The sequence below is a fragment of the Bradyrhizobium sp. CB1717 genome (assembly GCF_029714325.1).
GTDB lineage: Bacteria > Pseudomonadota > Alphaproteobacteria > Rhizobiales > Xanthobacteraceae > Bradyrhizobium.
The window spans coordinates 174,152-188,057 of record NZ_CP121666.1 but is presented as its reverse complement, the minus strand read 5'-3'; the positions used below and the strand labels follow the sequence as shown (position 1 = coordinate 188,057).

Sequence of the window (13,906 nt, the reverse complement as noted above, 5' to 3'; positions counted from 1 at the left end):
AGTGAACGACTCTTGGAGAACTCGTTGGGCCTTATGGTTTGCAGAGCGTAAAGGAAACTCGTTACCGCCGGGTTGATGCGCAGAATGATCAGGCGAGCTGGCGCACATCCTCCGCGAGTGCGCGGTAGGACAGCGCCTCGGCGAGATGCAGCCGGCCGATCTTGTCGGCATGATCGAGGTCGGCGAGCGTCCGCGCCACCCGCAGCACACGGTGATAGCCGCGCGCCGACAGCCGCATGGTCTCGGCAGCATCGCGCAGCAGTTTTTGACCCTGCGCATCGGGCCTTGCGATCTCCTCCAGCACGGAGGCCGGCGCCTCGGCATTGGTGCGGATGTTGGGCAAGCCTGCATCGGCGTAACGCGCGAGCTGGATGTCGCGCGCCGCCGCCACGCGCGCGGCGACCTCGGCCGAGCCCTCCGCCGGCGGCGGCAGGATCAGGTCGGCGGCCGTCACGGCCGGCACCTCGATGCGCAGGTCGATGCGGTCCATCAGCGGGCCGGAAATGCGGGCCTGGTAGTCGGAGGTGCAGCGATCGATGCGGCCGCGCTTGCAGGCGTAACCGGGCTCGAAGGCGTTGCCGCAGCGGCAGGGATTCATCGCCGCGACCAGCATGAAGCGCGCAGGATAGGTGACGCGGTGATTGGCGCGGGAGACGGAGACCTCGCCGTTCTCCAGCGGCTGGCGCAGCGAATCCAGCACGCGGGGATCGAACTCCGGCAGCTCGTCGAGGAACAGCACGCCCTGATGCGCGAGCGAGATCTCGCCGGGTTTAGCACGCATGCCGCCGCCGGTGAGCGCGGCCATGCTGGCGGAGTGATGCGGCGAGCGGAACGGCCGCCGCGACGTCAGCGCGCCGCCCTCGATTTCGCCGGCCACGGAAGCGATCATCGAGACCTCGAGCAGCTCGCCCGGCGACAGCGGCGGAAGAATGGAGGGCAGGCGCGCGGCCAGCATCGACTTGCCGGCGCCGGGCGCGCCGATCATCAGGAGGTGATGTCCGCCGGCGGCGGCGATCTCCAGCGCGCGCTTGGCGCTCTCCTGGCCCTTGATATCGCGCAGGTCGAGCTTTGAAGCGGCGGCCTCGTGCACTTTCGGCGAGGGCCGCGACAGCACCTGCGTGCCCTTGAAGTGGTTGGCGATCTGGATCAGCGATTGCGCGGCGATGATCTGGATATCGGGGCTCGCCCACGCCGCTTCCGAACCGCAGGACGCCGGGCAGATCAGCCCTTCCTCGCGCTGATTGGCACCGATCGCGGCGGGAAGCACGCCGGCGACGGCTGCGATCGAGCCGTCGAGGCCGAGCTCGCCGAGCACGGTAAAGCCGGTCAGCGCATCCGGCGGGATCGCGCCGATCGCCGCCATCAGCCCGAGCGCGATCGGCAGGTCGTAATGGCTGCCTTCCTTGGGCAGATCGGCGGGCGCCAGATTGACGATGATCCGCCGCGCCGTCAGCGCGAGCCCTGAGGCGATCAGCGCCGAGCGCACCCGCTCGCGCGCCTCCGACACCGCCTTGTCAGGCAGGCCGACGATGGCAAAGGCCGGCAGACCAGGCGCGACCTGCACCTGCACGTCGACCGCGCGGGCCTCGATCCCCTCAAAGGCGACGGTAGAAACCCGTTGAACCATGCCGACCCAGCCTGCCCTCTCGCACAATCAAGGGTAGCAGGAGGCGTGGCGCTTCGCAAGAACAATACGGGAACATCTCCGGGGCCGGGGCAAGCCCTAACCAATCGTAAACGCGATCCCGACACTACGCCTTGAATGCGAGCTTCTGTTCTCAGCACATTCCAACGAATGTCCGCTACTCCTGAGGGTGCGGGATGGGCCGTGGTCTAACGGGTGAACAGTTCAAATGCTTGCAAATCGCCGGAGAAGCGAACGTCGGGTGTGCAGCCGGCTCGCCAAGATTCATTTTGGGGCGGGCTCGCTGCCCAGGGACTGCACGATCACGGATATCTCGGACGGGGGCGTGAAAGTCGTGGCGGAATTTCTGGAAGTGCCGCCGCAATTCACCATCATCTTCGCGCCGGACTATTCCCGCCAATGCCGCCTGCGCTGGCGCATCGGCTGCGAATTCGGTGCCGAATTCACCGACTAGACCTCAACAGGGTCGCGTCCTTAACGGGACTTTAGCGTTAATCGGTAAGCATCTCTGATCAGTTGCCGAGTGATCAGAGTATGCCCAAGCGTTCGTCCCTCGCCTTCCCCCCGGCGAGATTGCTGCTTCCCGCCCTCATCGCGCTTGCCCTCGGCGGCTGTCAGACGACGAGCCTCGAGGACGTCACCGGCGCGCTCGGCGGCAAGACGGAAGCAGCCGGCAAGGCCGACGCCAAGGCTGACGTCAGGTCGGACATGGACGCGCTGCGTGAGCGCTATCGCGCCAAGCCGAGCGATCCCGCTATTGCGATCGAATACGGCAAGGCGCTGCGCGACACCGGCCAGCGCGCTCAGGCGGTCGCGGTGCTCGAGCAGGCCGTGCTCGCCCATCCCAGCAACAAGGCGCTGCTCGCCGGCTACGGCCGCGCGCTCGCCGACAACGGCAATTTCCAGCAGGCGTTCGACGTTCTGGGCCGCGCGCATTCGCCCGAGGATCCCGATTGGCGGATCCTGTCGGCGCAGGGCGCGGCGCTCGATCAGCTCGGCCGCAACGAGGAGGCGCAGCAATATTACGCCAGCGCCTTGAAGATCGTGCCTGACGAGCCGCAGGTTCTGTCCAATCTCGGCCTGTCCTACATGCTCCAGAACAATCTGCCGCGGGCCGAACAGGTGCTCGGCCGCGCCCATCAGCGCAATCAGAACGACGTGCGGATCCGTGCCAATCTCGCGCTCGTGCTGGGATTGCAGGGCCGCGAGGCCGAGGCTGAAATCCTCGTGAAGGCAGATTTGCCGCCGGACCAGGCCGCGGCCAAGGTCTCGGCGCTGCGGCAGCTGCTGGCGAAGAAGCAGCAGCAGCGGGCCGAGAAGTAGCCCGCCGCCGGGTTTTCCGTACGCGAAACCTACGACGCCTTGCGATGCGGGGCGGATCCGCGACCCGAGCGGCCCTTCAGCTTCTTCAGGAGCGGGCCGAGCAGCGAACGCTTCGGCTTCTTCACCTCGCCGCGCCCGGCGAGGCGGTTGGCCATGGTCTGGAACAGCTCGGTGGTGCGGTGGTTCTTGGAGACCTCCGCGATCATCTGGCCGTTATTGGCCGCGGTCGAGAACAGCTTCGAATCGAACGGGATCACCGCGATCGGCTGGCTCTCCATGGTCTTGGCGAACGCCTTGACCTCGATCTCCGCGCGCTTGTGCATGCCGACCTGGTTGATGCAGTACAGCGGCGGCCGGTCGTTCGGCCGCGCCGCCTTCAGCACGCTCAGCATGTTCTTGGTGTTGCGCAGGTTGGCGAGATCGGGCTCGGCCACGATCACGATGTCGTCGGCGTTGACCAGCGCGCGCTTGGTCCAGGCGGACCATTGATGGGGAACGTCGAGCACGATGCAGGGCGTGGTCATGCGCAGCGTGTCGAACACCGCGTCGAACGCTTCGGCGCCGAAATCATAGACGCGGTCGAGGGTGGCGGGCGCAGCGAGCAGGCTGAGGCGATCGGTGCATTTGGCGAGCAGGCGCTCCATCAGCGCCGTGTCGGGCCGGTCCTGCGACAGCACCGCATTGGCGATCCCCTGCGCCGGGTCCTGGTTGTAATCGAGACCCGCAGTGCCGAAGGCGAGGTCGAGATCGATCACGACGGAATCGAGCGAAAGGTCGCGGGCGATGGTCCAGGCCACGTTGTGCGCGACGGTGGACGCGCCGACGCCGCCCTTGGCGCCGACCACCGCGATGACGCGGCCGGTGATGATGGCTTCGGACGCCGAGAACAGGCTGCAGATCGAGCGGACCACGTCGAGCGTCTCGACCGGGCCGACGACGTAGTCGTTGACGCCGCGCCGCACCAGCTCGCGATAGGGCGCGGTATCGCTGGGATTGCCGATCACGACCACGCGGGTGCCGGGATCGCAGACGCCGGCGAGATCGTCGAGACCTTCGAGGATGTCGCGCGTGCCGTCGGATTCGATCACGATCACGTTCGGCGTCGGCATCGATTCATAGACTTCGATCGCCGCAGCCAAGCCGCCTTCCTTGGCGGTGAGATGCGCCTTGGCGAGCCGGCGATCCTCGCCCGCGGCGGTCACCGCCTTGAGCGTCTGGTCGGTCTCGCAGAAGGCCTGCACGGAGATGCGAGGAACCGGTGCAATGTGTTCCTCGGGGTGCCGCGGATCGTCCGCTTCTTCTTCGTCGTTGAAGCCTGTCATTTGCCTGTGTCGCTGAGTTTGGCCTTCTCGGCGTCGGGATTGGGAGTGGCGATCGGGGTGCCCTTGCGATAGCGGTCGAAGGCGACGTCGCGCCGCGCGGTATAAACCGGTGTTTCCGACCGCGGCTGCTCGAGGTCGGCGGGATTGTCGATCATCGCCGCGAGGTTGCGCTGGCTGGCGCAGCCCAGATTGAAGTACGGCCGGTTCTCGTTGTAGCCGGGATCCAGGATGGACGGCCCGACGTCCTCCGGCCACAGCCCGCAGGGGCCGGCGACCGCGGCGATCCTGGAATAGCTGAGGCGGATGGTGGGCAGCAGGGCGGGATCCTCGGGCCGATAGGGATGCTTGACGATGGCGCGCGACGGCACGCCGCCGGATGCCAGCACGGAACGGATTTCCTGATAGGTCGCCGCCGCAGCGCGCGAATTGGCGGTGTCTACAGGCACGTCGACGACGACGGAGCCGCTGCCTTCGCGCACCCAGTCCCGGGCGATGCCTGCGACGTCGGAGTGCTGCGCGTCCGAGAGGCCGCCGCGCGCCTTGCCGACGAAGATCACGATCGACTTCTTGGCCTCCTGCACCGCGATCGGGTGGCGCTGGCGGTAGTCGGTCGGCACCGTCTGGGTGACGATCTCGCCGGTGGTGTTGCAGGCGCCGAGCATGATGGAGAGCCCCGTCACCGCCAGCGCAATGCTTAAGCCGCGACGTCGATCCGCTGTCTTTTTCGTCATCGCTCGATCCCCTCTTGCCCCGTTCCCCAAGCCGTCTGGTCGTCTCAGTCGATGATGAAGCCGAAATCGCCGGGCGTGCCGCTGACCGGGTCGACGCGCCGCGTGGTGCCGTAGAGGCGGTTCATGCGGCCGAGCAGCGCCGTCTGCGCGTCCGAGGCCGGCGCGAAGCCGTCGTCGGGCCGCGACAATTCCTTCTGGGCGACCGCGCGCACCACATAGGGCGTCACGATCACCATCAGCTCGGTCTCGTTGTTGACGAAGTCCTGGCTGCGGAACAGCGCGCCGATGATCGGCACCTGGTCGACGCCGGGGAGGCCGTTGATCGCCTGCTTGGTCTGCTGCTGGATCAGTCCGGCCATCGCCATCGAGCCGCCCGAGGGAATTTCCAGCGTGGTCTCGGCGCGGCGGGTCTGGATCGAGGGGATGGTGATCGAGCTGGTCTGGCCCGCGGACACCGCCTGCGTCACGGAGATGGCGTTCTGATTCGACAGCTCCGAGACTTCGGTCATCACGCGCAGGCTGATACGTCCCTCGCTGAGCACGACCGGCGTGAAGTTCAGGGAGATGCCGAACTTCTTGTAGGTGATCTGGGTGGTACAGACGTGGGTGACCGGATCGCAGGAATAGCCCGCAGGGATCGGGAATTCGCCGCCGGCGATGAAAGTGGCGGACTCGCCGGAGATCGCCGTCAGGCTCGGCTCGGCCAGGGTCCGCATCACGCCGGCGCTTTCCATCGCGCGCATCGTGGCGTTGACGGTGGCCACGCCTTTTGCGAGCCCGGTCACACCGAGCCCGTTGCTGCTGACGAGCGGGCCGCCGGAGACCGAGAACGGGTTGGAGTTGTTGAAATTCACGACCGCGGTGCCGGCGTTCAGGCTGGCGCTGAGATCGACGCCGAGCTGCTTGACGATGTCGCGGCGCACCTCGCCGACGACGACCTTGAGCATCACCTGGTCACGGCCGCGCACGACGATGTTGTTGACGACCTTCTCGGAGCCGCCGACGAGCTTTGCGGCGACGTCGCCGGCCTGCTGGGCCTCGACCGGGCTCGACACCGAGCCGGTCAGCATCACGCTGTCGCCGACGCCCTCGATCTGCACGCCCGGCAGCGACTGGCGCAGCGCCGAACGCATGCCGTTGAGATCACGTTTCACCGCGATGTCGTAGGCGGCGACCTGCTGGCCGTCGGCGGTGAAGAACACGACATTGGTCTGGCCGACCTGGCCGCCGATGATGTAGGCGCGCTGGGCCGAGCGGATCACCGCGTTGGCGATCTTGGGATCGGCCACCAGCACGTCCTTGACCTCGCGCGGCAGGTCGATGACGACGGACTTGCCGACGCCGAGCGAGAGAAAACGCGTCTTCGCCGGCGCGATCGAGCCGACCGACGTCAAGCCGAGATCCGGCACCTGCATCGGTGCCTGGTCGCCGACCGGCGCATCTGCAGCAGCGCTGACCATGTCAGGAGCTGCGAGCAGCCCCAGCATCAGCATCGCCCCCGTCCAGAACGTGCTTGCGCGATTCCCCCGAATGCGCAGGCCCGTCCGATCATCCCCATAGTTCATGCTATCCCCATCACTTCTGTGACGTCAGTTGCCGCACCTGCACCCCGTAACGGATCACGTTGACCCCGTCGGAACGCTTGGCCGACTGATCCCCGACCGTGAGCTCGGTCGCGTTGACATCGACGATGCTGCGCAGCGCGAGCTGGAGCGTGCCGCCCTGGCGCGCGGCCGACAGCGTCGCGACCTGATCGGGCTTGAGCTCAAGCGTGACGGTCTTGCCGATCACGGCGGTCTGGCCGTCCTTTTCCTTCGGCGCCTGGTCGATCGCGAGCACACGGATATTGGACAGGATGACCTCGGACACGATGAGGTCGTTGCCGGCGGTTGCGCCGCTGGGGTCGGGATTCTTCAGGCGGCGTGTCAGGACGACATCGACGCGGTCGTTTGGCAGGATGAAGCCGCCGGCGCCGGTCTCGGCGGAAATCTCGGTGGAGACGGCCCGCATGCCCGAGGGCAGGATCGCGGCCATGAAGCCCGAGCCCTCGGCCCTTACCAGCTTCTGCTCGCGGATCGGCTCGCCCTGCATCAACGGGACGCGTGCGATCGCGCCGGCGATCTGCATCTGGGCGTCGGGCCTGGCGTCGCGGCGGATGAAGGCGCTGCTCGCGGTCGCCGCCGGCCAGGATTGCCATTGCAGGTCGTCGGGCTTTACGGCTTGGCCGAGCTGGATGTCGTTCTTCGCGATCAGAACCTCGACCGTCGGCAGCTTCTCGGCGACGGGCGCGACGGGCGCGGGTGCGTTCTGATAGCCGCTCGCCAGATATGCTGCGACGCCGCCGGCGCCCAGCGCGATGACGAGAACGACAATGCGTGCGGTGTTCATACGCTTTTACTCTTACGCGGGTCACTCGAACCGCACCTGGCGGGTTCCCCTGCGTCGATGAGTAGGGAGTAAAAGTATAAGGGTTGTTGCGAGGCCGAATGCGCCGGCCGGTCACGATGCTGGTTTTCGGCAGATGGTGAACGTGGCGTTATTCAGTCGGCCAGCGGCCCCGTAGATTCACGCATGCCGGCGCGCGCGTTTGGATGAGGCGCGGCGTCATGGTGAACGGGTGGTTAGTGGCGCGTGACGCCAGCGAGATGGAGTCGTCACGCCACACCCTCGGTGTCGTCCTGGCGAAAGCCAGGACCCATAACCACCGATGAGTATTGTTGCAGAACGTGTCTATCCGACCTTCGCCAAACCGGCAGTCGGGGTAATGGGTCCTGGCTTTCGCCAGGACGACGACGTTGAGGAAACGTTTGTGTGCGACCTTACTGGCAGGGATACCGCCGGCCGTCCTTGGCCGCGTATGTGTTCGATGCCGGATCGTAGGAGCGGTAGCGCTGGGCGCATGAGGCCGCGTGCTGCTGGGTGGCCGCCGCTTCCTGCTGCGCGGCAGCGGTGGCCGCACCGGCCGCGATGGCACCGCCGATGAGGCCGCCGACCAGTCCGCCGACACCGGCGCCATTGTCATAGCACGGTCCGTAACGGCACCAGACCTTCTCGGTCAGCGCCGGAACTCCGCCCGTGCCTCCCACGACGCTCTGCAACGGAGCGGCCATCGCGGAGGCCGAAAGCATCAGAGCGCCGGTGCCGGTCATCAAGACAACTTTCAAGACGTGATCGATGCGCATTGGGATTTCCTGTTTCATTCGCGAGTTCACGATTGGGCGGAGCTATCGGCCGGCCGCATCCACGACGCGGCAGAGATTGTTGCTGATGCCTGGCGCCACCTGGCCCGGCGGCATGATGAAGACCGCATCGACGCGGCTGCCCCTGCCCTCCTTGCGGACGACGACGCGCAACGTCTGCGGCCGTCCGGATCCGGTGGTTTCCTGTTGCGTGGTCAGCGTCCCCAGCGCCTTGTCCACGTTCACGTCGACAAAGCCCTCCGCGAGAACGGCGCGGGAGACCTTGTCGAGAGCGGCACCGGGACTGACGGACGGGAAGATCATCCAGACCTTGTGGGTCGTGCCCGTCACCAGCGGAACGCCGCTGCTCTGGTAGTGGTCTGCGCAGCTCTCGGCCCGCGCCGGCATCGACGAAAGGGCCATGAGCGCGAGCGCGCAAATTGTTCTTGTCAGCATGCTTTCATTACCTGTTTGAGGCAGTCGGGGGGATTTAGGCCAACCGCGCCGCAAGTCCATGCACGCCGGCGCGTTCGGGATGGAGACGTTCGGATTCTGGCTTGTCCGTCGCGACGCGATCGCGCGATGTGGATGTCTGGTGCGGCAATCGGATATCGCGCGCGGGCGCTCGACCTGAATTCACCGAAATTGTGCTAGCGTGGTGATGCATCTACCGCACGAGCGGACGCCACGAACGATGGATAGCGCATGGCCGAAGACATACTCGCCGCATCTCCCGCACGATCGGGGTCGTCGTTTCAGGCGTTGCTTGAGATGCTCCGGCCTCACGGGATCAACGCGCACTCCGCGCCGAAGCCCGACGGATCATTCCGCTGGCAGGCGGATGTTGCCGTCGGAGCCGGCATGGATGTCGTGCGGGCGGAGCTGTCCGCAGGTTGGGACTGGCGCTATTCATACGGCGATTCAGGCGGCGAGCTTGCGATCAGCCTGCTGAACGCCGGCAAGGCCGACATGCTCATTGCGGGAAAGAGCGTCCAGCGAACGTCCTCCGAAGTGGCCGTCGTGTCGCTTCCGCGATTGCAGGAGCAGAGCGTCGAGGCGGTGGACGGCAGATATTCGAGTGTCACGCTGACGCTGCACACCGATGTGGTGACCAAGGCGCTGTCTGCGACGTTCGGAAACGCGGCACTGGAAGATCTCGATCTGACGCCGAAGCTCGACTTGTCGACCAGCGCGGGGCAGGCCCTTTATCAACTCGTCCGTGCCAGTGCCGCCGGCCTGTATGACGGGATCCTGGCACGCTCTCCAAAAGCCAGCGCCCTGCTCTCGGAAGCGGCGATGCAGCTGATCCTTGAAAATGTCCCCCATCGGCTGATCGACCGCTTGAATCGCCAACCGTTGGATGCGCCGCCTCGCCACATCAGGCGCGCAGTCGAATACATGCGGGCCAATCTTCATCTGCCGCTGACGGTCGCGGATATTGCCGGCAACGTCGGGATCAGCAGCCGGTTGCTGCAGTCAGGGTTTCGCAGGATCCACGGGACGACGCCGGTCGCTTATCTGCGGCGAATTCGACTCGAGGCGATCCACGACGAGCTGTCGCGACCGGAGAATCTGCTTCCGGTCAGCGAGGTCGCATGGAAGTGGGGTTTTACCCACATGGGCCGGTTTGCTGCGTCGTATCGTTCGGCATTCGGGCTGTATCCGTCGGAGACAGTCCGTCGCGCCCGGGGCTTCTGCGGCTGAACGCGTAGCCCGGATGGAGCGAAGCGCAAATCTCACCACGCGCGCAGATCCCGGATTACGCTGCGCTCCATCCGGGCTACGAGAGCGGCGACGAAGCTACTTCTTCCGCTTCTGCTCGATCACGTCCCAGATCTTCGCCGCAACGTCAGGGCCGCCGAGCCGCGCGATCGCGCGGATGCCGGTCGGCGAGGTCACGTTGATCTCGGTGAGATTGCCGTTGATGACGTCGATGCCGACGAACAGCAGGCCCTTCTCGCGCAGCGCCGGGCCGACGGTGGCGCAGATCTCGCGCTCGCGCGGGGTGAGCTCGGTCTCCTGCGCCGCGCCGCCGCGCACCATGTTGGAGCGGAGGTCGTCGGCGGCCGGCACGCGGTTCACCGCGCCGGCAAACTCGCCGTTGACGAGGATGATGCGCTTGTCGCCGTGCTTCACCTCGGGAATGAACTGCTGGATCACCCAGGGCTCCTTGAACGTCACCGAGAACATGTCGAACAGCGAGCCGAAATTCATGTCCTGCGGCATCACGCGGAACACCGCCGCGCCGCCATGGCCGTGCAGCGGCTTCATCACGACGGCACCGTGCTGGTCGCGGAACGCGTTGATCTCGTCGAGGTCGCGCGAGATCAGCGTCGGCGGCATCAGCTGCGGAAAATTCATCACGAATAGTTTTTCGGGCGCGTTGCGCACCGAGGCCGGGTCATTGACCACCAGCGTCTTCGGATGGATGCGCTCCAGGAAGTGCGTCGAGGTGATGTAGGCGAGGTCGAACGGCGGGTCCTGGCGCAGCAGCACCACGTCAAAGCCGTTGAGCGCCTCGCGCTTGGGTTCGCCGAGGGTGAAATGATCGCCGGGCTCGTCGCGCACGGTCAGGAGCTGGACCGGAGCGACCAGCTCCTCGCCGACCATCGAGAGCTTGTCGGGCGTGTAATAGGACAGGCCATGGCCGCGCTTCTGCGCCTCCAGCAGCAGCGCAAAGGTGGAATCGCCCTTGATGTTGATGCGGGCGATGGGGTCCATCTGGACGGCGACGTTCAGTTTCATGGTCTGCCTTTCAGGTCGAGGCGTCGAATGCCGCCAACACATGGCGCGGAAGCGAGCGCGGCGCAATCAGCATGGCGTCGAATCGGAATTCGAATTCGGCATGCTCGGGATGCGCTACGAGCCAGCCTTGGGCGGCGTTGATGATGCGTAGCTGCTGGCGGGGCGTGACGGCGTAGGCGGCGTCATCGAGGCTGGCGCGTGCCTTGACCTCGACGAAGGCGATCAGGTTGCGGCGGCGCGCCACGAGGTCGATCTCGCCATGCGGCGTGCGGTAGCGTTTTGCCAGGATGCGGTAGCCCTTGGCCATGAGATAGGCGGCGGCGCGGCTTTCGGCCGAGATGCCGGTGCGGAACGCGGCGACGCGCTCGGGCGAGGCGACCTTCGGTTCCGCAGGCACCTCAGCCTTCGCCATCGCCGCCTCGCAGGTCCTTTGCGAGCTCGAGCGCGCGGGCATAGACCTCGCGGCGCGGCCGGCCCGATAGCGCGACGGCGTGCGCAACGGCATCCTTGACGCTGTTCGCGGCGAGCTGCTCGCGCAGGAGATCGTCCAGCGCATCCGATGTCAGCACCTCGGCATCGGGCGCGGGTGGAGCGATCACCAGCACGAACTCGCCGCGGGTCTCCAGTGTGGCAGCGTCCCGCGCCAGCTCGTGCAGCGTTGCGCGCGAAATTTCTTCATGCAGCTTGGTCAGCTCGCGGCAGATCGCGGCCTCGCGCGCCCCCATGATCTCGGCGAGCTCCGCGAGCGTATCCTGCACGCGGTTGCCAGATTCGAACATCACCAGTGTCGCGTCGATGCGGGCGAGCTCGGTCAGGCGCGCGCGCCGCGCGGCGGATTTCGCCGGCAGAAAGCCTTCGAAGAAAAAGCGGTCGGTCGGCAGGGCTGCGACCGACAGCGCGGCCAGCACCGAGGAGGGGCCGGGCAGCGCATACACGGCGTGGCCGGCAGCGCAGACCTCGCGCACCAGCTTGAAGCCGGGATCGGAGATCAGCGGCGTGCCGGCATCCGATACCAGCGCCACCGAACCGCCTTGCGCCAGCGCCTCCAGGATCTTCGGGCGCGCGGCTTCGGCGTTGTGCTCGTGATATTGCCTGAGCGTTGCTGCGATGTCGTAGCGCTCGGTCAGGCGGCGCGTGATGCGGGTGTCCTCGCAGGCGATCACGTCGACGCCGGCGAGCGTCTGCAGCGCGCGCAAGGTGATATCGCCGAGATTGCCGATGGGGGTCGCGACCAGATGGAGGCCCGGCGCCGCCTTGGGGGCCGGGAACCGATGGGCATCGATGGAGAAGCCGCGTGGGGCGGCGTCTGGGTCTTCAGGCGTATTTATCGGGGCCGGCTTTGCGCGCATAATGAAGCCAACTTAGGCACGATCCGCAGGGCTGGGAACTGCTCTTCGAAAAGATCCGTGCCGAGGTGAGGGGCGAGGAACGGACGGGAATGTGATCGACCCAAGGTCACGTCGAGGGGGAGTGAGGGCTCCCGTGCCATATTCGCGACGGAAACGCCGCCTTGATGCTACGCGACGAACGGCGAAGAGCTGGCCGGGACGGGAAGGAAGCCGCGTTAAGCGGTCATTATCCTTTTGTTTTGGTTAACTATTTGCCGACACTATGCCTGAATCCGCGGCTTGTGTCGCGGCAAAGTATGTTGTGACCGGCTGGCGAGAGCCGGCCGGAAGAGAAGCTGTCATGCTGGGCCCGCGTCATCCAAAATCTCCCGCTCCGGGGCCCCTGTCATCGGGTGCGACCCGGCGGAGCGCGCTCGGCCTGTTGCTCGGCACGCCGCTGCTGTCGGCCTGCGCCGGCGTGCAGCAGAGCCTCAGCCAGTTCTCCAACCCTTTCTCCAGCTCATCCGCGCCGCCGGCCCAGCCGGCAGGTCCCCCGCAACAGGCGACGACCGCCGGCAGCGGCGGGGTCAAGGTTGCGGTGATCCTGCCGCTCTCGGCCGCGGGCAATGCGGGTCTCGCCGCGCAGTCCATGCGCAATGCCGCCGAGATGGCGCTGGCCGAGTTCCAGAACCCGAACATCCAGCTGCTGATCAAGGACGACAATGGCAGCCCGCAGGGCGCTCAGGCCGGCGCGCAGCAGGCTGTCGAGGAAGGCGCCGAGATCATCCTCGGGCCGCTGTTCGCGCAATCGGTGCCGGCGGTGGCGCAGGTCGCGCGCGCCCGCAACATTCCGGTGATCGCGTTCTCGACCGACTCCAGCATCGCCGGCCGCGGTGTCTATCTGCTCTCGTTCCTGCCGGAGTCCGACGTCAACCGCATCGTCGAATATTCGGCCAGCATCGGAAAGCGCTCCTTTGCCGTGCTGCTGCCCGATAACGCCTATGGCAATGTCGTCGAGGCCGCCGTGAAGGCGGCGGTGCCGCGGCGCGGCGGGCGCATCGTCGCGTTCGAGAAATACGGCGCCGATCGCGCCACCCCGGCGCGGACCGTGGCGCAGCAGCTCGGCAGCGCGGATGCGCTGTTCATTGCCGACGACGGCGATGCGGTGGTGACGGTCGCGGATGCGATGACCGCGGCGGGCGCGAATTTGCGCAACATCCAGCTGCTCGGCACTGGCCTGTGGGACAATCCGCGCGTCTATGCGAGCTCGGCGCTGCAGGGCGGCCTCTATGCCGCGCCGGATCCGGCCGGCTTCCGCGCCTTCGCCGGCCGCTACCGCACGAAGTACGGCGCGGAGCCGATCCGCACCGCGACACTCGCCTATGACGCCGTCGCGCTCGTCGCCGCGCTGGCGCGCACGCAAGGCGGCCAGCGCTTCTCCTCCGATGTGCTCACCAACCCCTCCGGCTTCGCCGGCATCGACGGCCTGTTCCGCTTCCGCGCCGACGGCACCAATGAGCGCGGCCTTGCCGTGATGAAGGTGACGACGGGCGGTGGTGTTGCGGTGGCGGGCTCGCCGAAGAGTTTTGGGGCGTAGCGAGGGACGACGGTGCCGTAGGGTGGGCAAAGCGAA

At 66.6% G+C, this 13,906-nt stretch carries 14 protein-coding genes; 4 read left to right on the top strand and 10 right to left on the bottom strand.

Features of this window, described 5'->3' with window-relative positions:
- Positions 1 to 88: 88 nt before the first annotated feature.
- Complete coding sequence (locus QA649_RS00870; protein WP_283022561.1) at positions 89 to 1,627, bottom strand: YifB family Mg chelatase-like AAA ATPase; 1,539 nt, start codon at positions 1,625 to 1,627, stop codon at positions 89 to 91.
- Positions 1,628 to 1,853: 226 nt separating this feature from the next.
- Between QA649_RS00870 and QA649_RS00865 the strand changes: the two genes are divergently transcribed.
- Together QA649_RS00865 and QA649_RS00860 are read left to right on the top strand one after the other, a co-directional pair.
- Positions 1,854 to 2,099: a PilZ domain-containing protein gene (locus tag QA649_RS00865; RefSeq protein WP_011083489.1), complete on the top strand. Its 246-nt coding sequence runs from the start codon at positions 1,854 to 1,856 to the stop codon at positions 2,097 to 2,099.
- 80 nt (positions 2,100 to 2,179) lie between these two features.
- Complete coding sequence (locus QA649_RS00860; RefSeq protein WP_283022560.1) at positions 2,180 to 2,968, top strand: tetratricopeptide repeat protein; 789 nt, start codon at positions 2,180 to 2,182, stop codon at positions 2,966 to 2,968.
- Positions 2,969 to 2,997: 29 nt separating this feature from the next.
- Here QA649_RS00860 and QA649_RS00855 read toward each other — a convergent pair whose 3' ends face one another.
- The 6 genes from QA649_RS00855 to QA649_RS00830 form a co-directional block, all read right to left on the bottom strand.
- Positions 2,998 to 4,290: an AAA family ATPase gene (locus tag QA649_RS00855; protein ID WP_283022559.1), complete on the bottom strand. Its 1,293-nt coding sequence runs from the start codon at positions 4,288 to 4,290 to the stop codon at positions 2,998 to 3,000.
- Positions 4,287 to 5,021: a CpaD family pilus assembly protein gene (locus QA649_RS00850; protein ID WP_283022558.1), complete on the bottom strand. Its 735-nt coding sequence runs from the start codon at positions 5,019 to 5,021 to the stop codon at positions 4,287 to 4,289. The genes QA649_RS00855 and QA649_RS00850 overlap by 4 nt, the downstream gene beginning before the upstream one ends.
- Positions 5,022 to 5,065: 44 nt before the next feature.
- Entirely contained in the window at positions 5,066 to 6,586 is a 1,521-nt protein-coding gene (locus QA649_RS00845) for a type II and III secretion system protein family protein (protein ID WP_283022557.1), read from the bottom strand.
- 10 nt (positions 6,587 to 6,596) lie between these two features.
- Positions 6,597 to 7,409, bottom strand: a complete 813-nt coding sequence (gene cpaB, locus QA649_RS00840) for a Flp pilus assembly protein CpaB (protein ID WP_283022556.1) — start codon at positions 7,407 to 7,409, stop codon at positions 6,597 to 6,599.
- 431 nt (positions 7,410 to 7,840) lie between these two features.
- Positions 7,841 to 8,203, bottom strand: a complete 363-nt coding sequence (locus tag QA649_RS00835) for a BA14K family protein (RefSeq protein ID WP_283022555.1) — start codon at positions 8,201 to 8,203, stop codon at positions 7,841 to 7,843.
- Between the two features lie 42 nt (positions 8,204 to 8,245).
- Positions 8,246 to 8,656 carry a hypothetical protein gene (locus QA649_RS00830; protein ID WP_283022554.1) on the bottom strand — a complete coding sequence of 137 codons (411 nt, stop codon included), beginning with the start codon at positions 8,654 to 8,656 and terminating at the stop codon, positions 8,246 to 8,248.
- A 249-nt stretch (positions 8,657 to 8,905) separates the two neighbouring features.
- Here QA649_RS00830 and QA649_RS00825 point away from each other — a divergent pair, with 249 nt between their 5' ends.
- Positions 8,906 to 9,904: an AraC family transcriptional regulator gene (locus QA649_RS00825; RefSeq protein WP_283022553.1), complete on the top strand. Its 999-nt coding sequence runs from the start codon at positions 8,906 to 8,908 to the stop codon at positions 9,902 to 9,904.
- A gap of 96 nt (positions 9,905 to 10,000) precedes the next feature.
- Here QA649_RS00825 and gshB read toward each other — a convergent pair whose 3' ends face one another.
- Genes gshB through rsmI form a run of 3 tightly spaced genes read right to left on the bottom strand, consistent with a single transcriptional unit; the run spans position 10,001 to position 12,294 of the window.
- Positions 10,001 to 10,945 carry a glutathione synthase gene (gene gshB, locus QA649_RS00820; protein ID WP_283022552.1) on the bottom strand — a complete coding sequence of 315 codons (945 nt, stop codon included), beginning with the start codon at positions 10,943 to 10,945 and terminating at the stop codon, positions 10,001 to 10,003.
- Between the two features lie 10 nt (positions 10,946 to 10,955).
- Positions 10,956 to 11,357, bottom strand: a complete 402-nt coding sequence (locus tag QA649_RS00815) for a YraN family protein (RefSeq protein WP_283022551.1) — start codon at positions 11,355 to 11,357, stop codon at positions 10,956 to 10,958.
- Positions 11,344 to 12,294 (bottom strand): 16S rRNA (cytidine(1402)-2'-O)-methyltransferase, encoded by a 951-nt coding sequence (gene rsmI / locus QA649_RS00810; protein WP_283022550.1) that lies wholly within the window; start codon positions 12,292 to 12,294, stop codon positions 11,344 to 11,346. The genes QA649_RS00815 and rsmI overlap by 14 nt, the downstream gene beginning before the upstream one ends.
- Before the next feature lie 340 nt (positions 12,295 to 12,634).
- Here rsmI and QA649_RS00805 point away from each other — a divergent pair, with 340 nt between their 5' ends.
- Positions 12,635 to 13,870, top strand: coding sequence for a penicillin-binding protein activator (locus tag QA649_RS00805; RefSeq protein ID WP_283022549.1), 1,236 nt, complete (start codon positions 12,635 to 12,637; stop codon positions 13,868 to 13,870).
- The last annotated feature ends 36 nt before the right edge of the window (positions 13,871 to 13,906 follow it).